This window comes from Streptomyces sp. NPDC018833, from assembly GCF_044390825.1.
Taxonomy (GTDB): domain Bacteria; phylum Actinomycetota; class Actinomycetes; order Streptomycetales; family Streptomycetaceae; genus Streptomyces.
Map to the genome: position 1 here is coordinate 179,471 of NZ_JBIRZM010000015.1, position 24,765 is coordinate 204,235.

At 70.8% G+C, this 24,765-nt stretch carries 16 protein-coding genes, 4 pseudogenes and 1 riboswitch; of the genes and pseudogenes, 11 read left to right on the plus strand and 9 right to left on the minus strand.

Translation table 11 applies throughout. The annotated features are described in order from the left end of the window. Positions 1 to 140 precede the first annotated feature (140 nt). The 6 genes and pseudogenes from ACH5AF_RS27110 to ACH5AF_RS27135 form a co-directional block, all read right to left on the minus strand. A complete protein-coding gene (locus ACH5AF_RS27110) occupies positions 141 to 1,496 on the minus strand; it encodes a TIGR02679 family protein (protein WP_398905058.1) in 1,356 nt (451 codons plus the stop codon). Then, positions 1,493 to 6,150: pseudogene (locus tag ACH5AF_RS27115) on the minus strand (TIGR02680 family protein). Before ACH5AF_RS27115 ends, ACH5AF_RS27110 begins: the two are co-directional and overlap by 4 nt. Then, a complete protein-coding gene (locus ACH5AF_RS27120; RefSeq protein ID WP_398905060.1) occupies positions 6,147 to 7,853 on the minus strand; it encodes a TIGR02677 family protein in 1,707 nt (568 codons plus the stop codon). Before ACH5AF_RS27120 ends, ACH5AF_RS27115 begins: the two are co-directional and overlap by 4 nt. A gap of 887 nt (positions 7,854 to 8,740) precedes the next feature. Then, positions 8,741 to 8,911, minus strand: a pseudogene (locus ACH5AF_RS27125) (universal stress protein); the annotation flags it as partial. Positions 8,912 to 9,246: 335 nt separating this feature from the next. Continuing rightward, positions 9,247 to 11,442, minus strand: coding sequence for a bifunctional polysaccharide deacetylase/glycosyltransferase family 2 protein (locus ACH5AF_RS27130; protein WP_398905062.1), 2,196 nt, complete (start codon positions 11,440 to 11,442; stop codon positions 9,247 to 9,249). Continuing rightward, positions 11,439 to 12,365 (minus strand): hypothetical protein, encoded by a 927-nt coding sequence (locus ACH5AF_RS27135; RefSeq protein ID WP_398905064.1) that lies wholly within the window; start codon positions 12,363 to 12,365, stop codon positions 11,439 to 11,441. The genes ACH5AF_RS27130 and ACH5AF_RS27135 overlap by 4 nt, the downstream gene beginning before the upstream one ends. Before the next feature lie 175 nt (positions 12,366 to 12,540). Between ACH5AF_RS27135 and ACH5AF_RS27140 the strand changes: the two genes are divergently transcribed. Continuing rightward, entirely contained in the window at positions 12,541 to 12,681 is a 141-nt protein-coding gene (locus tag ACH5AF_RS27140) for a hypothetical protein (protein ID WP_398905065.1), read from the plus strand. Between the two features lie 47 nt (positions 12,682 to 12,728). Beyond that, a complete protein-coding gene (locus tag ACH5AF_RS27145; protein ID WP_398905067.1) occupies positions 12,729 to 12,890 on the plus strand; it encodes a hypothetical protein in 162 nt (53 codons plus the stop codon). A 4-nt stretch (positions 12,891 to 12,894) separates the two neighbouring features. Here the strand turns inward: ACH5AF_RS27145 and ACH5AF_RS27150 are convergent, their stop codons facing one another. From ACH5AF_RS27150 to ACH5AF_RS27160, 3 genes are read right to left on the minus strand one after another with little or no spacing between them, the layout of a single operon-like run. After that, positions 12,895 to 13,581 (minus strand): DUF4189 domain-containing protein, encoded by a 687-nt coding sequence (locus ACH5AF_RS27150; protein ID WP_398905069.1) that lies wholly within the window; start codon positions 13,579 to 13,581, stop codon positions 12,895 to 12,897. Between the two features lie 7 nt (positions 13,582 to 13,588). Continuing rightward, positions 13,589 to 14,308, minus strand: a complete 720-nt coding sequence (locus ACH5AF_RS27155; protein ID WP_398905071.1) for an IS3 family transposase — start codon at positions 14,306 to 14,308, stop codon at positions 13,589 to 13,591. Beyond that, complete coding sequence (locus ACH5AF_RS27160) at positions 14,230 to 14,772, minus strand: transposase (protein WP_398905074.1); 543 nt, start codon at positions 14,770 to 14,772, stop codon at positions 14,230 to 14,232. The genes ACH5AF_RS27155 and ACH5AF_RS27160 overlap by 79 nt, the downstream gene beginning before the upstream one ends. A 64-nt stretch (positions 14,773 to 14,836) precedes the next feature. Between ACH5AF_RS27160 and ACH5AF_RS27165 the strand changes: the two are divergent. The 9 genes and pseudogenes from ACH5AF_RS27165 to ACH5AF_RS27205 all read left to right on the plus strand — a co-directional run. Next, positions 14,837 to 14,977, plus strand: a pseudogene (locus ACH5AF_RS27165) (histidinol phosphatase); the annotation flags it as partial. 55 nt (positions 14,978 to 15,032) lie between these two features. Next, positions 15,033 to 15,218, plus strand: a riboswitch (cobalamin riboswitch). 226 nt (positions 15,219 to 15,444) lie between these two features. Next, positions 15,445 to 16,680, plus strand: a complete 1,236-nt coding sequence (locus tag ACH5AF_RS27170) for an ABC transporter substrate-binding protein (RefSeq protein ID WP_398905077.1) — start codon at positions 15,445 to 15,447, stop codon at positions 16,678 to 16,680. Then, positions 16,677 to 17,780 carry a FecCD family ABC transporter permease gene (locus ACH5AF_RS27175; RefSeq protein WP_398905079.1) on the plus strand — a complete coding sequence of 368 codons (1,104 nt, stop codon included), beginning with the start codon at positions 16,677 to 16,679 and terminating at the stop codon, positions 17,778 to 17,780. Before ACH5AF_RS27170 ends, ACH5AF_RS27175 begins: the two co-directional genes overlap by 4 nt. After that, positions 17,777 to 18,847 (plus strand): ABC transporter ATP-binding protein, encoded by a 1,071-nt coding sequence (locus ACH5AF_RS27180; protein ID WP_398905081.1) that lies wholly within the window; start codon positions 17,777 to 17,779, stop codon positions 18,845 to 18,847. The genes ACH5AF_RS27175 and ACH5AF_RS27180 overlap by 4 nt, the downstream gene beginning before the upstream one ends. After that, a complete protein-coding gene (locus ACH5AF_RS27185; RefSeq protein ID WP_398905082.1) occupies positions 18,841 to 19,560 on the plus strand; it encodes a (2Fe-2S)-binding protein in 720 nt (239 codons plus the stop codon). Before ACH5AF_RS27180 ends, ACH5AF_RS27185 begins: the two co-directional genes overlap by 7 nt. Further along, positions 19,557 to 20,114, plus strand: coding sequence for a hypothetical protein (locus ACH5AF_RS27190; protein ID WP_398905083.1), 558 nt, complete (start codon positions 19,557 to 19,559; stop codon positions 20,112 to 20,114). Before ACH5AF_RS27185 ends, ACH5AF_RS27190 begins: the two co-directional genes overlap by 4 nt. 47 nt (positions 20,115 to 20,161) lie before the next feature. Next, positions 20,162 to 20,329: an NUDIX domain-containing protein gene (locus ACH5AF_RS27195; RefSeq protein ID WP_398905085.1), complete on the plus strand. Its 168-nt coding sequence runs from the start codon at positions 20,162 to 20,164 to the stop codon at positions 20,327 to 20,329. 818 nt (positions 20,330 to 21,147) lie between these two features. Then, entirely contained in the window at positions 21,148 to 24,402 is a 3,255-nt protein-coding gene (locus tag ACH5AF_RS27200; RefSeq protein ID WP_398905086.1) for an N-6 DNA methylase, read from the plus strand. A gap of 121 nt (positions 24,403 to 24,523) precedes the next feature. Then, positions 24,524 to 24,765, plus strand: a pseudogene (locus ACH5AF_RS27205) (IS5/IS1182 family transposase); the annotation flags it as partial.

A 24,765-nucleotide genomic window follows, 5' to 3' on the forward strand; every position in this document is an offset into this window, starting at 1 on the left:
ACATCGACGACGGCACTGCGCCAACCGGGGCGACTCCGCCCCGTCCGTGAGCTCGGGCGAGAGGTTCCGGCACGGCGCGCTCACCCCGTCGTCCTGCGCCACGACAGCGGTACCCGGCATTCGGCGCTCTGGGAGGCGCCTCAACGAGCCGGTGTGTCCAAGTCCGACAACAGATCGTCGAGCACCATTTCTTCTTCCACACGAACACGGTGCTCGGCGAGAGCGACGGCCAGTTCCGGGTCCCACGGTGTCGCGGCGGGAGAGCCCGTCATTTCCGGTGCCTCGGCCGCCTTGGCCGCCGCTGTCCGGTAGTGGGGGGCCGTGTAGCGCCACGGCCGCCAGGGGACGCTCCGCCGCAGCGCCGTGGCGATGCGCACACCACCCCAGTCGAAGTCGCCGTGGTAGAGAAGGACGGCTCCCTCCGCGGACAGGGCGCGCAACAGGGTGAGTGCGGCGGCTGAAGGCTGTCCCTGGAGGCACACCATGGGCGGGCACGCCGGCCCGAAGGTGTCGGCGGCGGCGGACAGCACGGCCGGGTTCTCACAGACGTGGACGGTTCCCGTCGCCGGGACGGCAGGAACCGGCGTGTGACGGGCGAGACAGCGGAGCGTCAGAACGGCGGGCTCACCGGCGTCGGCCATCCAGTCGAGGGCCGGGGTGCCGCGCAGGTTGAGGGAGAGGACGGTCGACGAGACGTCGTCCTTGAGCAGACCGGCTGACGCCCATGCTTCCCGTCGCCATTCGGCACCGGCGCCGTCGGGGAAACCCGTGAGGGCACGGATTCCTGACAGGACGAGAGTCGCGAGAGGTGTCCCGTCGTCCAGAGCGTGGGCGCCCCCGAGATTGCGTGCCGCGAACGTCGCGCGTGACGTCGGAGGTACGACGGGCAGAGCACTCAACGCCCGCACAGCGGCGTCCACCAAAGGTCCGGCGGCCTCCGGAGTGTGCGCCAGTCGCCGTACGAGACCTTCCCTGCGGATCCGCTCCGCCCACTCGGCCAGCGCGTCATCCAGGACGCTGAAAGGGGCATACGCCCTCTCCCAGGCCCGCTCTGCTCTGTCCCGCGCCTCTGCATGAAGGGTGACGGGGCCGGTGAGTGCCACGACGGCAGGGGCCAGTCCGTCAGGGCTGACACCGGAGCGGCGCAGGATCGCGTCCACCGTGTCGAGGCGTACGCTCAGGGAGCGGCCGGCGCTCGGTGCGCGCCCCAACAAGCGTTCCGTCCACCGACGTTGGGATTCGTCCGGGTTGGACAGACTGACCAGGCCGGTGAGCGGCTGGGCGCGCGCGATGCGCTGCCGAACGCGCTCCACCAGCCAGGCAAGACCGGGATCACCGAGCAGCCGACCGAGGCGTTCGGTGTCGATCGGTTCGCCGACCGGCGATGTCGCGGGCGGCTGCGTTTCCGCCGCGTCCGCCGGCCTCTCACATCCCACCGGTTCCTGGTCGCCGGGCACTCGTCCGGACCACGAGGCCGGAGCCTGAGTGGGATTCACGTCCACAGAAACTCCGGTTCTCCGGTGCCGTCGCCGACGGCGCCCCGCGTCGGCCCGGCAGGTGGTGCCTCCGTTGGGCCCGGCGCCTCGTGAAGGCCGCCGGCCTGGGAGGGCACCGGCACAGCGCCCACGGGAGTGCCGGGGCCCATGCCGCGCCGTCGTTCCCTGCCGTCCCACTCCCACCTGGTCACCAGCACGGCGGCGATGTCGTCGACGCGCGAGAGCTGGGCGATGGCGATGCCCGGCACCTGCGGATAGCAGGCCCATTCCCGCTCGCTGGTCATGACGACATCGAGGTCGAAGGCGCGCAGCAGGCCCAGGCACTTGGCGCGCGAGTCGTCGTCGACGCCGGCGAACGCCTCGTCCAGGGTGACCAAGCGCGGGGCATGGGGGCCGCCCGCGCTCGCGTAGTGGGAGGACGCGGCGGCGAACAGGGGCACCGACGCGGCCAGTACCCGTTCGCCTCCCGAAGCGGGCCCGGTGGCCGGCACCCACTTGCCGTGCTGGTGGCGTTCGACGCCGAACTCGTGCCAGGCCCGGTAGTCGAGTGCGGCGGTGAGGTCCTCCAGCCAGCTGCCGGCGCTGTCGTCGGCCTGCCGGCGGGCGATCTGCTCCTGCAGGAACGCGCCGACCGCTGCCCGGTCCTCGAGTGACCAGGCGTCGGCGGACTGGCGCAGCCGTTCGCGGGCCTGGGCCAGCCCCTGCGGGGCACGGCGAGAGGCCCGCCACACCAGCCGCAGCTTCATGCCGGTCGAGGTCGGGCGCTCCTCCAATTCCTTGTTCATGGCGGCCACCTGTCGTTCGGCGGCACCGATCAGTTCCTGAAGAGTTCCGGCGACCTCGGTGATCAGGTGGGTCTGAAGGATCTCGCGCTCGTGTGCGGACAGGATGCGGGTCAGTTCGGCGACCTCGACGGCCAGTGCCTCGGCGAGTTCGGGTACGGCCCGTTCGCGGCCCTGGTAGACGATGACGACCCGCATACCGTCCTCGCTCGAACGGGCGGTGGCGGTGTGGCCGTGCCGGGACAGCGCGTCCTGGAGCCTGCCGAACTCCTCGCTCAGGCGTTTCTGCACGCGCTCCCAGGCCGCGTCCGAGTCGTCGACCGAAGAGAGCCGGGACTCGACGGCGCGCGCGAGAGCGACGGCGGGGGTCGCCGCCCATGGTGCGCCGTCGTCGTCCGGTACGTCGATGTCGGGAAGGGCCACGGCGAGCAGCCCCGTCGCGGCGAACCGCTGGAGCGCCGCGACGGCTTCCTCACGCGCGGCGGTCGCGTCGGTGACGTCCTCGGCGAGCCGCTCGATGCGTCCCTCGGCGCGGCTGGCCCGCCGGTCCGCGTCACCGAAGCCGGCCTGGACCTGCTGCTGTTCGCTCTCGCAGACGCGAGCTGCCTCCGCAGTCTCCTCCAGCCTCCGCTGGAGTTCGGCGACGGCCGCTCCGACGGTGGAGCGGAGGGTGGTGAGGTGTTCGTCCGCGGCAGCGGCGCCCCGGGCGGCCTTGGTCGCCCGCTCCGCGAGTTCGGACAGGCGGAGTTCGGCCCGGTCTGTCTCCGCCTGCTCACCGGCCACCGCACGCTCGGCGTCGGCGTGTTCGCGCAGCGCGGGCCACAGCGCCGCCAGGAGCACGGTGTGATCGGCGAGTTGCTGGCGTACGGAGCCCAGTCCCGCCAGGTCGGCGGGAAGGTGCAGGGCGGCCGCCTTCTCCGCGAGTTCGGCCGCCGCACGGTCGGCCTGTTCCGACGCCAGAGCCAGGTCCGCGGCCCGCTCGGCCTGCCGGACACGGGCCCGGTGGGCCGCCTCGGCGGCGGCGGTGACGCGTGCGTGTGCGTGGCGCAGGTGATCGTCACCCGGTACCGCGGCGAGTTCGGCATCGAGCACGGCGCGGCGCTCGGCCACGACGCGGGACTCCTCGGCCAGTTGCTCCCGTTCCGCCATCAAGGCGTCAATCTCGGTGTGCAGTTCCCCGATCCGGGCGCGGCGTGCCTGTTCCCGCGCTCCTTCTCCCACGTACTGGGCACTGTTCTTGGCCCAGCTTCCGGTGAGCGCGCCGACCGGAAGCGCCCGTCCGCGCAGACCCAGGTGTCGTGGCCGTCGGCCTCCCCGGAGGGCTCACCCAAGGGCCGGTCCCCGCTCTCAGCGGCCAGCCCGATCGAGGCGAGCAGGCGCGCCACCGTCTCCTCGCCCACGGCGGCGGCCCTCACGTCCGCGGGGTCGACCGCCGGGCACAGCGCACGGTCGAGGCCGGCCCCACTGGGCAGCCCGACCGGGGCGAGCAACACGTCGTGACCGTCCGCCGCGACCGCGGAGCCGTCAGGCCGTACCCAGGCGTCGAGGAGCCCCGACGCTTCCAGCGCGGCCTCCAACCCTGCCCGTTCGGCGTCGGTGACATGCGGGCGGAAGTCGACGAGCCGCCACAGCGGGGCGCCGAGGGCCCGGTCGCGCACGTCGGGCGTACGCGTGTACGGCGCCGACGGGCCGCGCTCGCCGCCCGCTTCGAGGGCGGTCAGCTCCTGGGCCGCCAGCCGCTGCCGTTCCGTTCGCGCCGCCTCGCGGTGGGCCAGTCCGGCAGCCTGGTCGGCCAGGCGGGAGGCTGCGGTGCGATGGGCCTCGTCCGCCGCCGTACGGGCCGGGAGGGGGCCGTCCAGAGAGCTCACCCAGTCCTGCACCGCGTCCAGGACCCCCGGCAGCCCGTCCACCCGCAGCTCCACGCACCCGGCGAGGTGCTCCCGCACGGCCGTGACCAGCGCCCGTCCCTCCCCGGCGGCCTTCTCCTCCGCCTCGGCCAGCCGCTCCCCGCTGTGCACGACCTCCTCGTCGGCCTCGTCGGCGCGCCGTCGGGCGGCCCTGCGCTGTTCCTCGGCGCGCTCGGTACGTGTGGCGAGTTCCGTCACATGGTCGAGGGCCCGCCGCCTGGCGGACGTCGCCTCGTCCGCCTCCCGGCGCAGGACCGCTTCGGGGGCTCCCTCGGTCCGGGGGACGTCGAGCCGGGCCGCCGCGGCACTCTGGGTCACGCGGTCCTGGATGTCGTCCAGCGCCTCCTGGGCCGCCGTGAGCCGGTTGCCCGCGGTGGCGAGCCGGCCCAGGGCCCGGGTGTGTGCCTCTGCCGCCGTCCGCCGGTCGGCCTCGGCCCGGGTCAGCTCTCCGGCCGTACGGGAGGCGTCGGCCGCCGCCCGGTCGAGTGCCTGGGCGTCGCGCATCTCCGGCCCGGACCGCAGCGCGGCGTCCTGGGCGGCCAGCCGCGCGGCCCGTTCACCGAGTGCGGCGGCCCTCGCACGGGCCTCCTCGCGGTCCGTCAGCGCCTGGTCCCTGTCCGCCTGTGCCTTGGCGAGTTCCCGCTGGAGGTTCTCGTAGCGGGCGTGCTCGCGGCGGGGCAGGCGGGCACGGCGCCGGGAGGCGAGGCGGGCGTAGCGCCGGTAGTGGTCGAGGAACGCCGAAGATGCCTGCTCGGCCTCGCGGGCCGCCCGCAGTTCCTCCTTCTCCTCGTCCAGCGATCTGAACGCCTCCGCCGCGTCGGCGACGACCGCCTGGTCCATCGGCGACAGCGCCTCGGTCAGCGCCCGGGACAGGGCGGCTTCACTGGGGCGCTTGGACAACTGGGGCTGGCGCAGCTGGATCAGCAGATCGACGAGGGCGCCGTAGCGCCGCTCCCCGAGCCCGAAGAGGGCTTCGTCGACCGCTCTGCGGTACGTCTTGGCCGTGTCGTACACCATGCCGCGACCGCCGATCGCCTCGGCGAGCCGGTCCCGGGACAGAGCCGTTCCGGTGGCGTCCAGCAGGTCGAGGCCGACGCCGATGCGCTGGTCCGTCACCGCGAACCAGTGGCGGGCGATGCCGCGTCCGGCGACCGCCTTCAACCCGCAGAGCAGCGTGCGGAAGTGCGGCTCGCCGGTGGCCTCGTCGAGCCGTCCGAACTCGATCCAGGTGTAGCCGAGCCTTTCCGGGTGCGGGTGTTCGCCGCCCAGGAGCAGGTTCCACTCCATCCGCTTGCCCGGGTCGCCGTCGGGCTCGACGCGGCGGGCGGAGAGGTCACCGTCCAGTAGGAACGGCAGGGTGAGGGCGAGCACCTTCGACTTGCCGGTGCCGTTGTTGCCGCGCAGCAGCAGCCGACCGTCGCGGAACCAGAACTCCTCGACGTCGTAGTGGTCGCCGGCCACCCGCCGCAGCACCCCGAGCCGCAGCAACACGCGGACGACGGCCGCCAGGTCGAGACGCTCGTCGCGCCGCTCAAGGGTGAACATGACTCCGGCGGAGAGGAGTTCGGGATCGGCTGCGGCCAGCACCACCTGTTCGGCGAGGCGTCCGAGCGCCACCTGCGACTCGCCCCGCTCCAGCGCGGCCAGCGTCAGGCAGAGCAGGACGTAGCGGCGGCGGGTGAAGGGCAGGGCGGTCCGGGTCGCCTCGCGGGCCGGGTGTGTGGCGTCGGTGAGGGTGCCCGGTGTCTTGCGCAGGCGTGCGGCGTCGGGGTCCGTGCGCAGCGACCAGCCTGCGTTGCGCTCGAACCACTCCCGCAGCTCGGCGGTGTGCCGGCGCACCAGCCGGAACGCGTCGGAGTACGGCCCGTCGGGGGTGAGCAGCGGCTCCTTCAGCAGCGCTCGCGCGGCCCGTTGCAGGTCGGCCTGGTGCTGACCGTCGAGGACCTCGGCGAGGGGGCCGGTCATCGGGTCTCCGGGAGAGGCTGGGCGGGACGGGAGGGCTGGAGGGGGCGGCCCTGGCGAGGGACGGACGCGGGTGTGGGCACGGATGCGGGACCGGGTGCCGACGCGGGCACGGACCCGGGGGCAGGCCATGACGCGGGGGCAGACGCGGACCCAGGCACGGACCCGGACGTGGACACGGCCCCGGACACGGACCCGGACGTGGACACGGCCCCGGTCGTCGGCGCCCCCGGCTCGACCGGGCCAGGGCGGTTCCCGGCGGGCGCATGGCCTCCGCCACCGCCCACATCCCCCGCCACGAGATCGACGATGTCGATCACTTGGTCGGGCCCGCTGAACACCCCTTCAGGGGTGCGCACTTCGGCGGTCGAACCGTCGTCGAGGGCAGTGAGCCGGATCTCCATGGAGCCGTCCGAACTGGTGGCCACGGTGGTGGTCATGCCCGGCCGCCAGGTGGCGAGTGCGTCGCCGAGCAGGCGCAGGAACAACTGGAAGGCGAGCGGGTCGAGTTCACCGAGCCGGGACAGCCGCACCGGCCCGCCCGTGACGAGACGCTCCCGCGCCGCTCTGGCCTCCCCCGCCTGCCGTGCGGCGATCTCGGCTAGCCTGCGCTTCGCCTCGCCCCGGTCGGCGACCTTGCGCGGCTTGCCGCGCCGCTCGTAGCTGCCCGTACGGCGCAGCTGAGGGCTGATCCGCAGCGGTCGCGCCTCGCCCCAAGGGGTCGAAGCGGGCTCCGGCGAGGCCGCGCGCTCGGCGAGGGTGTCGGCGTCGACGGTGAGGTGCCGGGAGGAGTGCAGCCCGAACGCCACCCGCCACAGCCGGTGCCGCGCCGCGTCGTCCGGCGCCTGGGCGAACCAGCGTGCCAGCGTGCGGAAGTCGGCGGAGCGGTCGGACCGCCCGGCCCGCCGCTCGTTCAACTGCCGTACCACGGCAAGCAGCTGCGGAATGGATCCGAGCGCCCGCCCCCGCAGCAGCCTGGCCTGCGACTCCCGCCCCTCCCCCGACACGAACCACTGCGCGAGCCCGGACCACCGGCCCGCCCACTTCTCGTACGCCGCCGCCTCCGCATGCTCGGCTTCCTCGGGAGAGGCGTCGGCGGCCTCACGAGCGGCGGCGAGCCGCAGCAGCGGCCCGACCCGGCCCTGCTCCTCCAGCTCCCCGATCAGCAGGGCGATCCGGGCGCCGAGGGTGATGAGGTCCTGGATGAACCGCTCCAGGTACTGGATCAGCCGGTCCTTGTACGCGAGGAACGCCTCGACCTCGATGTCGTGCAGATCGATGGTGCGCTGGAGCGACCCCATGAACGCACGGGCGTTGTCCGCGAGATCGCCGAACCGCGCCGTCAGCACGGACAGGGCGACGTACGCCTTCGCCGGGTCGGGCTCGTCCTCCGCGGCGATCACCAGCAGCGCCCGCAGCTGCGTGACGATGTCGTGCAGCGCGACCGCCTGGAGCTCGCCGCGCCGGCCCAGCACCTCGTCGTACGTCCCGAGCGCCGCCTCGGTAGCCTCACCGGCCCGGGTGAGCTGGTAGATGAACCGCCTGCGGTAGAAGTCCTCGACCGCCGTCACCCGTGCGTGGTCGGGATCGGCCCGCAGATTGCCCCATTCGACGAGCTTGTCCAGCGCCTGCACCACTGCCTCGACGCCGGCAGGCCGGCTCTCCGCGTCCAGAGCGGCGTACACGTCCTCCGGCCGCAGATGCACCGCGAACCGCTCCTTGGCGACAAGGAAGCGCGCATCACCTGCCGGTAGAGGGCGGCGTTGGGGACGGTGAGGTGGGCGAAGGGGGCGTAGTCGGCGGGGCCGGGGCCGGAAGGCCGGTCGGTCCGGGACACCGGGAAGGTCTGAGACGTCATCGTCGATCCATTCTTCCGGACCGGTGGCTGCTCCTGTGCCTGGTGTCCGATATTCGGCTGCCCGACGCGCCCGCACACTTGCTCCGGCCCGGTGCCGCTCACCAGCCGCATCACCTCCGCAGCCATCGATCCGAACCAGCGCATCTGGAACCAACCTGGCCACGAAGATAACCCTCGCGTCCCACACCCTGACTCACCGAGCGGAGCTGCCCTCATGAACCTGGTCAAGGGCACCCTCTGGCTATGCCGTACTCGGCCCAGGCCGCGACCTGACGGCAGAGCCTCCTCCGACTCTGCGATAGATGTCTCGTTCGCCTGTCCTAGGATCGTTAGCAGTCGCTTACGCGCTGTCATGTCACGTTGACATACAAGCTTGGGGAGGCTCCTGGGTGTCTCAGGGCGAGCGCATCGCCGATCGCTATTAGTTGTGTCGCCGATCGGCCACGGGGCGACGGGCGAGGTATGGGAGTGCACCGACCTGCGTCTCAAGCGACCGGTCGCCCTCAAGTTCATCCGCCCGTATCTCCTCGATTCCGATGACGAACGACAGCGCTCATCCGGCGCTTCCGACGTGAGGCCGCCGCCCTCGCCGGGGTCGACCACCCCCACGTCGCGACCGTGCATGACCCTTACGCGTCAGAGGCCCTTCTCGACAGGCTTCCGAATCTTCGACGCGGCGCTGCGGCTCGCCGACTGGTGCCACGAGGTACGGCACGTCACCGCCGGCCGGGTAGTCCGGCCGCGCACCACGATGACCGGTGCATGTCCGTGGGCGGCCAACTGGACCGCCGTCGATCCGAGCAGCAGCTGGGCCAAGCCGCCCGCGCCACGGTTGCCGACAACGACCAGCTGCGCTGTGAGCGACTCCGCTTCCAGCACGGCTACAGCCTCACCGGCGATCACCGCGGGGCGCGCTGGAGTCGGGTGACAGGCGCCGCCGAAGCCCCCGCAGGGGACGGACCGCGCAATAGAAGAGCGGGCCATGCCGAGGTCGTCATGGGCATGCGTGCCGCGATCGGAGTGGTGAGCTCAGCACAGGATCCGCTGGTCTGCGGTCGAGGGAGTGCGCCGGTTCGCCGGCCGCATGCGGGCGTCCAGTGGGATGACGTCGCCCTTGGTTGTCGGCGTACTTCGGAGTGCCGTGCTCCGCGTTGCCGTGCCGGGCCGCGCCGGAAGCGCGCACCGGTCAGTGACGTACGCCCCCTCATCGACCGGCCGAGCCGCGGCTCGGCCGTGCGACCTCATGCCGGCTGCCGCTGCAGGGTGTCCATCGCCGAACCGGTGCGCTGCATCCGGTGCCAGCGCAGCCTGCTGCCCAGTAGCGCGGTAACGACGGACTGCACCACCACCAGGTACATCAGCTGCCGGTAGACGAAGATCTGCAGCGGCAGCGTCCACAGCGGTTCGAACTTCTCCTTGTCGAGGCGGAGCGCGTAGACGGCGCTGATCACCTGCACGGCCGTGAAGCCGAGCCACACGGCCCCGGCCTGGCCGGCGCTCTGGAACAGCAGCCCGTACACGGCGAACACATCGACGAGCGGAGCGAGCAACGGCAACAGAGTCTGGAACAAGGCGAGATAGGTCAGTCCGCGGCGGCCGAACTTGCCCGCCGCCCCGGTCTCGAACAGCGACTTGCGGTGCTTCCACATCGCCTGGAGAGTGCCGTAGCACCAGCGGTAGCGCTGCTTCCAGAGCTGCCGGACGGTGGACGGTGCCTCCGTCCACGCGATTGCCGACTCCTCGTACACGACCCGCCAGCCCGCGCGGCACAGCGCCATGGTCAGATCGGTGTCCTCGGCGAGGGTGTCCTCGCTGACCCCGCCGACGCCCGCGAGCGCCTGGCGGCGGAAGGCGCCGATCGCGCCCGGCACGGTCGGCATGCATTCGAGTACGTCGAACATGCGGCGGTCGAGGTTGAACCCGATGACGTATTCGAGGTGCTGCCAACGGCCCAGCACCCCCTGCCGGTTGCCCACTTTGGTGTTGCCGCTGACGGCGCCCACGCGCGGGTCGGCGAGCGGCTGGATCAGGTTGCGGATCGCGTCCGGCTCGAAGACCGTGTCGCCGTCGATCATCACCAGGATGTCGAACTGCGCCCACGACAGTCCGGTGTTGAGAGCCGCCGCCTTGCCCGCGTTGGCCTGGCGCACGACCATCACCCGCGGGTCCTGGGCTCTCACCGACTCGGCGAGCTCGAAGGTGCGGTCACTCGATCCGTCGTCGACGACGATGATCTGGATGTACGGGTGCGTCGACGCCAGTAGCGAGTGCAGCGTCGCCTCGATGCCCGCCTCCTCGTTGTACGCGGGCACGATCACGGTGACCGGATCGTTGACCCGCGGCAGCCGGTTGCCGCGACGCCGTCCGGCCCTGGTGCGGCGTACGTGGACACGGGCGACCGTGAACAGCAGCACGAGGCGGGCCACGGTGACCGCTCCCGCAGCCACCAGCAGCCAGCCCATGGCTTCGGTGAAACCCCTGGACAGCTTCTGCGCCCAGACGACGGCGGTGCCCTTCGCCGCGGCGGCCGCCGTCACCGGGTAGCCGAGGCCGTCTGTCCGCAGCGAGGCGCCGACGGTCGTGTACCGCAGGCCGTCGGCCGGGGACGCCAAGATCTCCTCGGTGGCGTCGGCGGCCTCCCGGGAGCCGGTGAACTGGCGGATCACCCCCTGCCTGGGACTCCGGTCGGCGGCATCCGCGGTGACCAGGACATAGCCGTCGTCGATCGCGCGGCGGCCCGCATCCCACTGGTCGGCGCACAGGGAACCGGTCTCCCCGGTGTGCGGCAGCCGTAGCAGACGGGTGCCGGTGCCCGCCGTGCCCGCGAGGGTGTTCTGGGTGAGGGCGAGTTCGAGACGCGCACGCACCGCAGAGACCTGCGCGAGGTCGGCGTCGGTGTAGGTGTGCGAGCCGATCTGATGGCCCTCGTGGTGGATTCTGCGGACCAGATCGGGGTGGGCCGCGACCTGGGTGCCGGTGAGGAAGAACGTGGCCTTGGCGCCATGCTTCCTCAGGACGTCGAGCAGACGCGGGGTCCAGGAGGGGTCCGGGCCGCCGTCGTAGGTGAGGGCGACCGTCCGGGCGGGGAGGTGCGCGCTGCGCAGCTTTCCGTCGACCTCGCTGAGAACGGGGCCACCCTCGCGTACCGCTGCGGGGGCGGCAGCGGTGCAGTGGCGTGCGGGGGCGGCGGTAGGCGCTATCTCGTGCCGCCCGTAACCGCTGAACAGCAGCGCGGTGGCAGCGACCGCGAGAGCGAGCGGAAGCAGCAGCCAGTGGGCGCGGGGATCGCGCTGCCGGGCATGCCGGTTGGTCCTCGCAGGCGGTGCCGTCCGCGTCGAGCGGGTCCTCGCGGACGATCGGGGCGAGCGCTTGGTGCGGGGGGAACGGCTGCGGCCGGTGGAACGGTTTGTTCCGGTCTTGCGTGGTACGGGGCTCACCTGGGTCCCTTGGTCGGCGTCCGGCCCTGGCCAGGACGGTCGCCGGAGTTCCCCTGGCCCGGCGTGGTCGTGGTGGAGGGCGCCGTGGTCGCGGGCGCCTCGGTGCCGGTTTCCTCGGTCTCGGTCTTGGAGCTGCTCAGCGAGGGGCTCGGGGCCGCTGACTCCCCTGGCGTGGCGGACCGGTCGGCGGCGGGTCCGGCGGTGGAGCCGGGCTCCTCCGTGGCCTTCGCCGATCCGTCCTGCTCCCCCTCCTGCTTCTGGTCCTGACTCTGCTTCTGTTCCTCGTTCTTCTCCTGGCCCCAGGGCAGCGAGAAGGGGCCGCCGGAGGGCGCCGAACCGAAGAATCCCGCGATCACGACGGCGATGAAGACCACGCAGACCGCCGCGAAAGCAAGGCCCACAGGGCGGACCAGCCGTCCGCGGCGCCCCGATGGGTCGACGAAGACCGAGCCGTCGTCGTGTCCGGCGTCGCGGTCGTCGTCGGCGGCGCCGTAAGCGTTTCCCCGGTCTCCGTGCAGGTGCTCGTGCTCCCGGTCGGCTCCTTGGCGGCCGTGGCCCCCCTCATAGGTGTCGCGACCGTCCCCGTAAGAAGCGTGACCGTCCACGTACGTGCCTTGCGGCTGGCCGTAAGCGTCGCCGGGCGCGATGCCGTGACCGGTCGCCGCCGGCTCCTGCCACCCGTACGCCGCCGCCGGATCCGCGTATCCGTCATGGGCCTGGGCACCGTCGCCGTACGGGTGGTACACGACCGGCAGGCCCCGGGTCTGGCCACCCTCCTGGTAGGCGCCGTTCCCGGCGTACACGCCAAGAGCGCCGTTCGCGTGGTTCGTGTGGCTCGTGTGGCTCGTGTGGTTGGCGCCATGTGCGCCATTCGCGCCGCCTACGCCGTACGCACCATCGTCGCGCTCAGGGTGCCAATGCATGGGCGCGGAGCTTACAGGTTCTGGGGACCTACCGTGTAGCCGAGGAAAAGAACCACATGAATCACCTACTCTTCCCCAAACAGACATCCGATACACATCACTGCCAGCCTCACACAGAACGGCCCCAATTCACCTCGACCGGGAGGGAGTTCGCCGACAGTACTCCTCCGGCACCTTGGGCGACCTCTTCCCCAGCAACGACGCCCAGGGCGCGACGCCGGCCGCCGAGCCGTCCGAAGCTCGGGAGCTGGTCGAGCTGCTTCTGGAAGCGGTCGACGACCGTCTCGCCGAGCCGCACGACGACCAAGAGGCTTGAGCGCTTCGACGGGCCCGGGCCCAACCAGCTCCGGAGGGCGGAGAGCGTTGAATGCGGCAAACACCCTGCTGGCCCTGCCCGGCCCGCGCTCCGCGGGCGGCTGGCTGCTGAGCGCCCGCATGATGGTTCACCGCCTTGGCCTGGTCAGGAGCTATCTGGCCCGCCAGCCAGCCGACCTGACCAGCGACTTCCAGGATGGCATCAGCTGACTGCTCAGGAGTTATACCGCGTGGTGCGTACCACGGTGATCCAATCCCCGCCGCCTGCATGGCTTATCGCGTTGTTCTTGGCTTCGGTCTGACTGGCGCCGTGACCACCCCAGTAGCGATGGGCGTTGGGGTTGTAGGCCACAGCGCCACAGCTGTTGGCGAACGACACGAGGACCTTGCAGCTGCCTGGGCAGCTGTTCAGTGCGGCTTGCTGCGCAGCACTCGCGGATTTGTAGTCCCAAGCTCGGCCGTAGGCGCCGTTGCTCGCCACGGCTATGGCGCCGTAATAGTTCGGCCGTGGAGCCGGCGCAGGTGGCGAGGTCGGGGCAGGTGGCGGGGCCGGGGCTTCCGTCGTTTCGGGGGCGGGATCGTCGGTCAGCGGATCGGGGTCGGGTTCCTCCGTCGACGGGTCCTCGGTCACCGTGTCGTCCGGATCGACGGCGGAGTCGCCATACGTTGGATCGTCGGGCACGTACGGATCGGCAGAAACAGCGGGAATCGCGGAGGAGTCGGAGTCGTCGCCCGACGTGCTGTGGCCCTCCGCGAGCGCGAACACCAGCATCACTCCCGCGATGGCGGCGGCGACACCTGCGGCGGCCTTGCCCGGCGACTTACCACCCGGGTTTCCCGCCGGGCCTGTTCCGGCCCCAGGGAAGCGGGTGCCGTGAAGTTTCGCCGTGACGTTGGACACTCGTTCGTTATGCCGCGAGGGTGTGCTGATGCCGCTGCCGGGTCTCGGCCGGGGTGAGGTAGCCGAAGGTCTTGTGTTTGCGCAGACGGCGGCGGTTGTAGAAGGTCTCGATGAAGTTGAAGACCTCGGCGCGGGCGGTGGCCCGGTCGGGCCAGGTGCGGGTGCCGATCTCTTCTTCGAGGAGAGCCCAGAAACTTTCCGCGGCGGCGTTGTCGAAGCATGCCCCGGTGCGCCCGCAACTTTGCCGTAGCCCCAACCTCCATACGTGATCGCGGAATTGGGCCGAGGTGTGTTCGCTGCCGCGATCACTGTGGACCACGCGGCCGGGCGCCGGTCCGCCGCGTCGTTGAGCCATGTCGAGGGCGTCCACGACGAGTTCGGCGCGGTGGTGGCCGGCCATGGCATGGCCGACAACCTCGCGGGTGGCCGGGTCCAGCCGGCAGGCGAGGTAGAGCCACCCCTCCGCGGTGGGCAGGTAGGTGATGTCGCCGACCAGCTCGGTGCCGGGGCGCTCGGCGTGGAAGTCGCGGCCGATCAGGTCCGGGGCCGGCTTCGCCTTCATATCCGGCCGGGTCAGCGAGCACCGCTTGCGGCGGGTGACGCCGCGGATGCCGCGCTCGCGCATCACGCGGGCGACGCGCTTGCGGTTCACCCCGCGCCCCCGACGCCGCAGCTCGGCGTGGATGCGCGGAACGCCGTAGGCGCGACGGGAAGCGAGGTGCGGCACCGTGATCTCGTGCGCGAGCGCGTCGTCGGCGGACTGCCGGGCGCGAGGGGCGGCCTCGCCTCGCGCCGGGCGTAGCAGGAGGAGCGGGCCACATGCAGCACCCGGCACAGCAGAACGATCGGGTAGTTCGCCTTCTCCGCATGGATGAACCGGTACAACTCGCTCACCGGTCGTTCTCCTTCACGAAGAAGGCGGTCGCCTTTTTTCAGGATCTCGATCGTCTGCTGCTGTTCGCGGTTCTCCTTGCGCAGCCGCTTGAGCTCCTCGCGCTCGGCACTGGTCAACTCGCCGGGGGTGCCCTCGCCCCGGTCCGTCTTGGCCTCGCGGTACCAGCCGCGCAAGGATTCGGAGCTGATGCCGAACTCCCCCGCGACCGCAGTGACCGTCTTGCCCGAGGAGTCGACGAGCGCGACAGCGTCCCCCTTGAACTCCTCGGAGTACCGCTTCGTGTACTTGCTTCCCACCTGGTGCTACTTCCTCTGGAACCTCAAGTCCCAGTCTCCAGGTGTCCACGATCAAGGGGAAGCTTCACCCCAACTCCTGGCCCAGGTCTACGGCGTGACGAGCGAGGTCACCGCCCATCCGCGCACGGGCGCGCCCCAGGTGACCTTCCTCCCCGGCGAGCCTCACCCGGCCGCGCCGACCGGGGCAGAGCACTCCTTGTCGTGATGGCTGCACTTACGGCTGTGGCTGATCGCACAGAGGTGCGTCTGGCGGGCCGGGGCCGGTTCTGCGATGCTTCCGTCCGACAAGCGACGGCGGAACGAGGAAGCCGGTGAGATTCCGGCACGGTACCGCCACTGTGTAAGGGGAGCGACTCCACCCATGGCCACCACCCCATCCGGGAGTGGGAAGGCCGGAGAAGCTGTGATCCCGAGTCAGGAGACTCACGCCGTCGCACCTCGATGTACGGGGCGGATTTCCCCAGGAGAGGCGGTGGCACTCGTGTGCCTGCATATGTGCGGTGGCAGCCAGGTGCTGCCCGTGGTTCTGCGGAGTCGGCCTGCCTGGCTTAACGCACGGGCCCGTTCCCCAAGGGACTGAAGAACCGCCCCCAGCGGATTCCTTCCCGTACACCGCATCACGCGCATCGGAATGCCGGTACGCGCTGCCCACGCACGCCACCAGGAGTCACCTTGTCCGTACGGTCCCTCATGCCCGGCCGCCGTCTGGTCGCCGCGGCAGCCTGCCTGACCGCCGCCCTCACACTCACCGCATGCGGCGGTGACTCCGGCCCACCCGCCGACGCCAAGGCAAAGACCGCCGGGAAGGGCTGCATCAAGGACTTCGACCCGGCCAAGGACTACTTCCCGGTCAAGTCGACGGTGAAGCACGCCAAGAACTTCTCCCTCCGGTATGAGAAGAGCTACCAGGTCCTCACCGTCAAGGAGCCCTTCCCCAAGGGCAAGCCCGAGTCATACGTACTGGTCAAGTGCGGTGCGCCGAAGCCAAAGCTGACCGGTGACCTGGCGTCCGCACAGCAGGTCTCCGTTCCCGTCAAGAGCCTGTACTCCGCCTCCACCACCCACCTTCCGCTGCTGACCGAGACCGGAACCCTGGGCGTGCTGACCGGTGTCGCGAGCGCCACGGCCATCTCCTCCGCCGAGGTGATCGAGGGGGTGAAGGCAGGCAAGGTCACCGAGTACGCCAAGGACCGCACACTCAACGCCGAGACCGTCATCGGCGCCAAGCCCGACGTCCTGATGACCCAGGGCACCGACGACCCGCAGTACCCCAAGCTGCGTCAGGCCGGCATCGCTGTCGTCGCCAACGCCGAGTGGCTGGAGCCGAGTCCGCTCGGCCGCGCCGAGTGGGTCAAGGCCATGGCCGCGCTCACCGGGGCGGAGCAGCGCGCCGGCGAGGTGTTCAGCACCATCGAGGGCGACTACCGGAAGGTCGCCGAAAAGGGCGCGCAAGCGGTCAAGGCGGGCAAGCCCGTGGAGGTCCTGCCCGGCACGATGTACCAGGGCACCTGGTCCATGCCCGCCGGCAGCAGCTACGCGGCCCAACTGATCAAGGACGCGGGCGGCACCTACCCGTGGGCCGGCGATCCGGGCACCGGCGGCCTCCAGCTCAACTTCGAGGCCGTGTACGCAAAAGGCGGCCAAGCCCCGGTCTGGATCGCCGACCAGCAGTGGAAGTCCACTGCCGACGCGGTGAAGGCCGACAGCCGGTACGGGCAGCTGAAGGCCGTGTCCGACGGTGGGGTCTGGACGAACACCAAGGCGCTCGGCCCCGGCGGCGGCAACGACTACTTCGAGCGCGGTGTGCTGCGCCCGGACCTCGTCCTTGCCGACCTCTTCGCGCTGATGCACCCGGACCAGGCGAAGGACCACACGTTCACCTTCTACCAGCAGGTGCCCAAGGCGTGACGACGCACATGACCCTGGCGTCGGCCGCCGCCCCGGACGCCCCGCGCGCCGCGCGGCCGGGACGGCGGCGCCTCTCCGTCGTCCTCGCTCTCGCGGTCGGTACCGCCGTGCTGTTTGTGCTCACCCTCGCGACAGGCTCCCATCCGGTGCCGGTGGCGGACGTGGTGCGGATCCTGTTCGGTGCCACCGCCGACGACCCGCGCTGGACCGTGATCGTCGAAGAGGTCAGACTGCCGCGCGCGCTGACCGCCGCCGGCGTCGGGGCCGCCCTCGCGGTGGCGGGCCTGCAGATGCAGACCCTGTTCCGCAACGCGCTGGCCGATCCGTTCTCCCTAGGGGTGAGCTCGGGTGCCAGCATGGGCGTCGCCGCCGTGGTGGTCGGCACCGGCGGCGTCGCCGGCAGCTTCACCGGAGACCTGGCCGGCCTGGGGCGCGTAGGCGTCGTCATCGCCGCCTCTCTCGGCGCCGCCGCCGTGCTGGCCCTCGTCCTGCTGATCTCCAGGTGGGTGCGGTCGGCCGTCACGTTGCTCGTCATCGGCGTCATGATCGGCTCGGCGGCCACCGCGGTGGTCGGCGTGATGCTCGTCTACGCCCGGCCCGAGCGCGCCCAGCAGTTCGTCATGTGGGGCCTGGGCAGTTTCAGCGCCACCACCTGGCCCGACCTCCAGGTGATGCTGCCCGTCATCGGCGCGGGCCTGCTCACGGCGCTGCTGACCGCCAAACGTCTCAACGCCCTGCTGCTGGGCGAGGACTACGCCCGCACCATGGGGCTGAACGTGGGGCGCAGCCGCGATCTGGCACTGTTCGGCACGGCGCTGCTCGCGGGCGCGGCCACGGCGTTCTGCGGCCCGATCGCCTTCGTGGGCCTGGCCGTCCCGCACCTGACGCGCGTGGCGCTGGGGACCTCGGACCACCGGGCGCTCATCCCGGCGTCCATGCTCGCCGGGGCGTTCCTCGCGCTGGCCTGCGCGCTGTTGAGCCAGCCGCCCGGCACGGACTCCGTACTGCCGCTCAACGCCATCACCTCGCTGTTCGGCGCCCCCGTCGTCATCACGTTCCTGATCCGCAGCCGTCGCGGCGTACAAGGGGTGGCCTCGTGACCGACACCATGACCGAACCCGTAACGGACACGGCCGACCGACAGGACCGCCCCGAGGGTCTCGCCACCGAAGGGCTCGCCGTCGGCTACAGGACCCGGTCGCCGCGCGGGCGCGGAGCGAACCGGGCCGTGCTGTCGGGCCTCAACCTGGAAGCGCGAGTCGGCGAACTGACCGTGCTCCTCGGGCCCAACGGCGCGGGCAAATCCACGCTGCTGCGCACCCTGTGCGGTCTCCTGCCACCACTCGACGGCCGGATACACATCGGCGGGGCGGACCTGGCACACCAGCCGCCGACCACTCTCGCCCGCCGGCTGGCAGTTGTCCTGACCGACCGGGTGGACGCCGGGCTGCTGTCCGTACGGGAACTGGCCGGGCTCGGCCGACACCCGCACACCGGATTCACCGGCCGCCTCACAGCCGCGGACCACGCGGCCGTCGCTTGGTCGCTGCAGGCGGTGGGCGCGGGGCATCTGGCGGACCGGCCGGCCGCCGAACTCTCCGACGGCGAACGCCAGCGCGTCCTGACGGCCCGCGCCCTCGCCCAGGAGCCCGATGTCCTCCTCCTCGACGAGCCGACCGCCTTCCTCGACGTGCCCTCACGGGTGGCACTCACCGTTCTGTTGCGCGACCTCGCCCGGGACAAGGGCCTGACCGTCGTGGTCAGCACCCACGACCTGGAGCTGGCACTGCGGGTGGCCGACGCGGTGTGGCTCGTCGACCGCGAATCCGGGGTCCACGCCGGGGCACCCGAGGACCTGATCCGCAGTGGCGCCGTCGCCGCCGCCTTCGACGCCGACCATCTCGCCTTCGACGCGGTGTCCGGCACGTTCGGCCTGCGCCGCACCGCACGCGCTCACGTGGCGGTGGACGCGCCGGCCGATGTGCTTCCGCTCCTCGAACGCGCCCTCGCCCGCGAAGGACTGGCCGTCGCGGCCCCGGGCGACCCGGCCGCCACCACACGGGTGAGCTGGGGAGGAGCGGACCGGCTCACCCTCACCGGACCGGACGGACAGGTCGCCCGCGTCCTCGGCTTCCAAGAACTGACGCGGACGGTACGGACATGGTGAACGCGGGCATCACCTCCGACGTCCTGGCGCGGGTCTCCGCGATCGGCCCCTACTTCGCGGTGACCACCGGCCCCCGCCCCCAGGCGCACGGCTTCCGGCCGATGACCGACCTGTACGCCGACCCCGTCGCACTGGAAGCAAGCGTACGAGTCGTTGCCGGGCGGCTGGGCACCGACCAGCTCAGGGTGGCCGCGTCCACCCTGCACCTGGGCACCGCCTCCCGGCTCTGGTCGATCGCCCTGGCCTGCGCCACGCTCACCGGCCGTGTCCCCAATCTGGGTCCCGAACGGCTGTGGTGGCGCATGCCCGCCTCCGGCCCCCTCGACCTGTGGCTTCCGGACCCGCGAGAAGTGGACCGGGAACCACACCCGGCCCTGCACCACGCCGTCATCGTCCAGAACCTGGTCCCCTGGGCCGACGCTGTACGGCGCGCGTCCGGCGTGTCCCCGCACACCCTGCGCGGCAACGCCGCCTCGGCGCTGATCGGGGCCCATCGCGTCCTGCTCGCCAGGGCTCCGAACTCCCTCTTCCCCGTCGTACCACTCGTCCACGCCCTGCTGGACCAGCCTCCACTTGCAGGGGCCGGCACGCACCGCACCACCCCTGCCGAGCCGCTCGCCTTCCGACGCCGCAGCTGCTGCCTGTACTACCGCGTGCCGGGCGCGGGCACCTGCGGCGACTGCGTCCTCAACACCAAGGAGAAGACCTCATGACCACCGAGCCGACCGTCGTCGACACCCCCGGCGGCGGTACCCAGCATGTCTGGCCCCTCCCGGTCGACGAGGCCACCCTCCTCGACCTCATCACCACCGTCTTCACCGACCACTGGCAGCACATCCACTTCGGGCCCATCGTCGAAGGCGCCGCCTGGGAGGTCGGCGCCCCGGGCGCCCCCACCGCTATCACCATGAACGACGGCTACATCACCGTCGACTTCGGCGCCTGGCACTTCCACCTGTGCATCGGCGAGCACACTGCCTCCGGCCCCGAACTGGGCCGCATCCGCCGCTGCTCCCGCGCCGAGCTCTACCGCACCATCAGCTCCGACGGCAGCCCCGTCAGCTGGGGAGCCCGCCTGTTCAACGGCCGCGACGAACAGATGATGACCGTCCTGCTGCCCAACCCCTTCCTCACCGACCGCCAGGAACTTCTCGACACCCCCGACTTCACCCGGCTCAACGCGTGGGACGCGTTGCGGGCCCGCTTCCTCTCCCTGCCTGCCGACCCGCTTGACCGCACTGGCAAGGGCTTCAAGCACAGCGGTTGACCGCTGTCCGACGCCCGCGACCCTTTTCATTCCAAGGCGGCCGATGAATGGAGTTCAGACGTCGCCCCGCTGAAACTACGTCACTCGGTACCCGCGCGGTCGTCCTGGACGAGGAGGATCGCGTTCTACTCTGCCGGTGCGCACTTCCGGGCGAGGTTGTCTGCGTGGCTCCTGGAGGTGGCGTCGAGGAGGGCGAGTCGATGCACCGGCGCTGAAAGGCGAGCTGTACGAGGAAGTCGGACTCGGACTCGTCTTCGACGGCCCCCTGCGGCATGCGTGGCAACAAAGGCTCATTGGTTCTGCGTATGCGCGTGACCGTGGCGGCGTACTCAACGACTACTTCCTGGTCCGCACCACCGCGTTCGAACGGTGGGCGCCCTCTCGGACAGCGAGCTCGCGGCTGAGAAGAAGCCGTCCCGGACGTATGGCAAGACTCCACACCATGCACCCATGGAAACAAGTCGAGCCATCCCCCACCCCGACAAGAAACCGCAGGTCAGGCACCCTTTTGCGCAGGCTCCAGAATCGCCACGCACTCCACAAGCGAGGTCATCGGAAAGGGATCGACCTGGACGGGCCACGAAAAAAGCCCAGGTCAGAGGCGGTCTATCCGCCCGTTGTCCCGCGTACGGGAACTCGGAGCGTCAAACGAGCGTCACGCCAAACAATCCCTCCTCGCGCTTCGCGACAGGCCGCCCGCGCCCGAACCGACGACGCGCCAGATGCGAGGGACGAGACGGACTGGCTGGAGTGAACCGAGCAGTGCTTCGTCAGGTCTGGCGTTCATGTCTGGTGTGGAGCACATTGCAGATATGAAGTCTGGGCAGGTGTAGCAGCTTCGCCAAAAGAGAACGACTGCTGACGTCCGGTCGGCTGATCGACGGTTGACGAGGGACGACCGACGACGGTAGCGACGCCCAGGTCCCCAGGTACCGTCACCGGCATGTCGGCGTCCCGTGCTCCTCGTGGGCCGGCCCGGCCACCGCCATGGGATGATCAGTCCCATAGAGGGCACCGGCCTGCGGAGGGCAGTATGAGTGACGGCACCGGGCATCTGTCCAAGCTCGTCTGGTCGGTGGCCGACCTGCTGCGCGGCGACTTCAAGTCATCCGAGTACGGGCGGGTGATCCTGCCGTTCACGGTGCTGCGCCGACTGGACTGCCTGCTGGCCCGGAGCCGGAAGGCGGTGCTCGACGAGGCCGAGCGTACCGACGGCGAGCAGGAGCGTGAGGAGCGCTTGACGGCCGCCTCGGGTTGGCCCTTCTATAACTCCAGCCGGTTCTCCATGGAGAGCGTGCTCAGCGATCCGGAGAACGCCGACCGGTTGCTCCTGGCCCATGTCGACGGGTACTCCCGGAACGTCAGGGAACTGCTGGACGGCTTTGAGTTTGAGCGGACCGTCACCCGCCTGCACCAGGCCCGACTCCTCTACCGCGTCGTCGCGCAGTTCGTCTCCATCGACCTGGGGCAGATGATCACCGACGACCACATGGAGAGCCTCTTCGAGGAGCTCGTCCGGCGGTTCGCGGAGAGCGGCAACGAGGCGAGCGGGGAGCACTACACCCCCCGGGACGTCGCTCACCTGATGGCCAGCTTCCTCGTCTCCGCCGACTCGGACCTCCTGACGTCGCCGCATGCCGTCCGCACCATCCTGGATCCGGCCTGCGGGACGGCCGGCCTGCTGACCGAGGCTGCCTCGTACATCGCGTTGATGAACCCCCAGGCAGACGTCACGCTGTACGGCCAGGAGATCAACCGGGAGTCATGGGCGATCTCCCGTGCCACCATGATGACCAGTGGCCGCCGGGACTCGACGATCGCCTTCGGGAACGTCTTCACCGAGGACGGGCACCAGGGAACCGCTTTCGACTACCTCCTCGCCAATCCGCCGTTCGGCGTCGACTGGAAGAAGAGCGAGTACGCGGTCCGGTCGGAGCACGAACAGCTCGGTCTCGCAGGCCGCTTCGGGGCCGGCCTTCCCCGGATTAACGACGGCTCACTGCTCTTCCTTCAGCACATGCTGGCAAAGATGAAGCCGGTGAACGCCTCGGGCGAGGGCGGCAGCCGAATAGCGGTCATCTTCAACGGCTCCCCGATGTACGTCGGGGGCGCGGGGTCCGGCGAATCGGACATCCGGCGGTGGATCGTGGAGAACGACTGGCTCGAGGCCGTGGTCGCGCTGCCCGACCTCCTCTTCCCCAATACCGGCATCAGCACCTACCTGTGGGTCCTCAGCAACCGCAAGCCGGCACAGCGCAGGAGCCAGGTGCTGCTGCTGAACGCTCAAGACCAGTGGCAGCGGATGCGTCGCTCCATCGGCTCTAAGCGCAAATACATCACGTCGGACCAGATCGCCGAGATCACCGGGCTCTACCTGGACGCCCTGTCCGCCGACCCCGCCCAGCAGCCGGACGACCGGGTCCGCGTGGTCTCCACCCACGAACTGATGTACCAGCGCGTCACGATCGATCAACCGCTGCGGCTCAGGTACGAACTGTCCGAGGAGGTCCTGACTCGGCTCGCCGAATCGCGCGTGATCCAGAAGACCCCTGATCCCGCTGCCCTGGTGGCCGCCCTGCGTCCGCTGGTCGGCTCGACATGGACGAGGGGCCAAGAGGCCGTCACGGCGCTACGCCGGGCGGTCGCCTCGGCCGGCGTGAGCTGGCCGCGCGGGAAGGTCTTCGAGGCGGCGGTCCGCAAGGCCGTCGGCGTACGCGATGGCGACGGAGAGCCACAGCGGATCGGCGAGGCGTACGAGCCGGATCCCGAGCTGCGCGAGTTCGTCCACCTGCCGCTGCAGGTGGATCCGACAGACCACCTCCGACGCGAAGTGCACCCGACCGCTCCGGACGCCTGGATCGACGACAGCAGGACGCGGGTGGGCTGCGAGATCCCATCCGCGCTCTTCTACCGACCGGAACTCGACGGTCAATTCGAACTGCTACGTAACCTGGCCAGGTTGGAGACCACCCGAGTCCACCCGCCGCAAAGCGGCCAGGAGCAGGAGGACGGCGCCGACCGGCCCAAGCACCTGCGCGCACAAGACCTCCACGAGGCGGACTCGGCCGTTGAGCTCCCCGACGCGCCAAAAAATGGGGTACCGCTGACCCTGTGCTCGGGCGGCATGCTCGTCGGACGGCCAGGGAACTGGCGTCTGCTGCCGCAGGGCTTCGGCGAGGCGGCGACCTCGCTCTTCGTGCTGCAGCCGCTCCGCGGCAGCGGCCAGACGCTCTGCGAGTGGTTGAACTCCCGCAAGGACAACGGTCAGTACCCCAGCGCTCGCGATCTGCTGGACACGCACGTCCCTGTCGACCTGGTGACCGACAGCGAGGTGGAAAGCCTCCTGGAGACCGTGCAGGAGGGACGGCGCGCACTGCGGACCACGATGTCGGGAATCCTGCCCAACGTCTTCAGCAGCGGCGAACGTGACGTCCAGGGGGTTCGGAACGAGATCAGGGCCGCCGCCCACGAGGCCGGCCTGATCGGCGAACTCGTACGCCCGCTGGACGACCCGATCTCGCGCGCCGAGTGGAGCTTTCCGCACCACGCCGCCGCGCTATCCCGTCGGTACCGGGTCAGCACGCACCCGGCGGAGCGGAAGGACGGACTGCTCAAGCTGGGCGAGGGCCTGGCCCGGGTGCTGGGCGTGCTGGCGCTCACCGAGCTGGCCGCGTCAAACGGCTTCTCCCGGAACCTGCGCAAGCAGTTCCGGACCGGCGCCACCTTCGGCACCTGGCTCTGGATCCTCGACCGGCTGGAGGTCGAGGGAATCGCGCCCCGCATCCAACAGCTCGCCACCGTGCGCGACCGGGGCAACGCACGCGCCCTACTGGGCCACATCAAGGACTTCAGGAACACCTCACACCACGCGCACGGCGTCCGCGCCAGCCACCAACTGGCGGAAGACGTCGAGCGGCTGGAACCGCACATCGTGCGGGCAATCAGTGCCGTCAGCTGGCTCTCCGGGACCCACTGGGACTGGGTAGAGCGGTGCGAGTACCTCGACGAGGGCTCGTACCGGATAGTCGGGCTCCGGCTGAGGGGCAGCCATCCGAGCTGGGAGCCGTTCGAGCGGTCGAGCACCCAGCCACTTCGGCCCGACCGCATCTACGTGGACAGTGCCCCGTACGGGGCTCCGGTCGATCTCTGGCCGTTCGCTGTCGTCAGCCTGTGCGAGGAGTGTCGGACCCGGGAGCTCTTCCTGCTCAATGAGGCCCGGGACGACCAGCTGACGCTCCGCAGCCTGGAGGAGCATTCGCTGGAGATGACGTACGGCCCGCCCGAGTAGCGGCGGGGGCGAGGCTGAGCGACCTGGCGCGGCTGCGCCGGGTGCGGGACCGGGTCTAGAAGGCTGCTGAAAATCTCGGTTTTGGCCCCGGCTCGGTGGAGTTGGGGCCAGTCTTGTAGGCATGCAGGGGGAATGGGCCGGGGAGATGGTCGGGCCGGATGTGTGGGAGACGTGCCGGGAGTTGATCCCGGCGGGCAGTGTGTTCGCGTTCCTGGCCGAGCACCGGGAGGTGCTGTTCCCGCCGGGGATGTTCGCGGACATGTATCCCTCGTCCAACGGCCGTCCGAGTCTGCCGCCGCAGGTGCTGGCCGCGACGGTGGTGTTGCAGAGTCTGCAGGGGCTGTCGGACTTCGAGACGGTCCA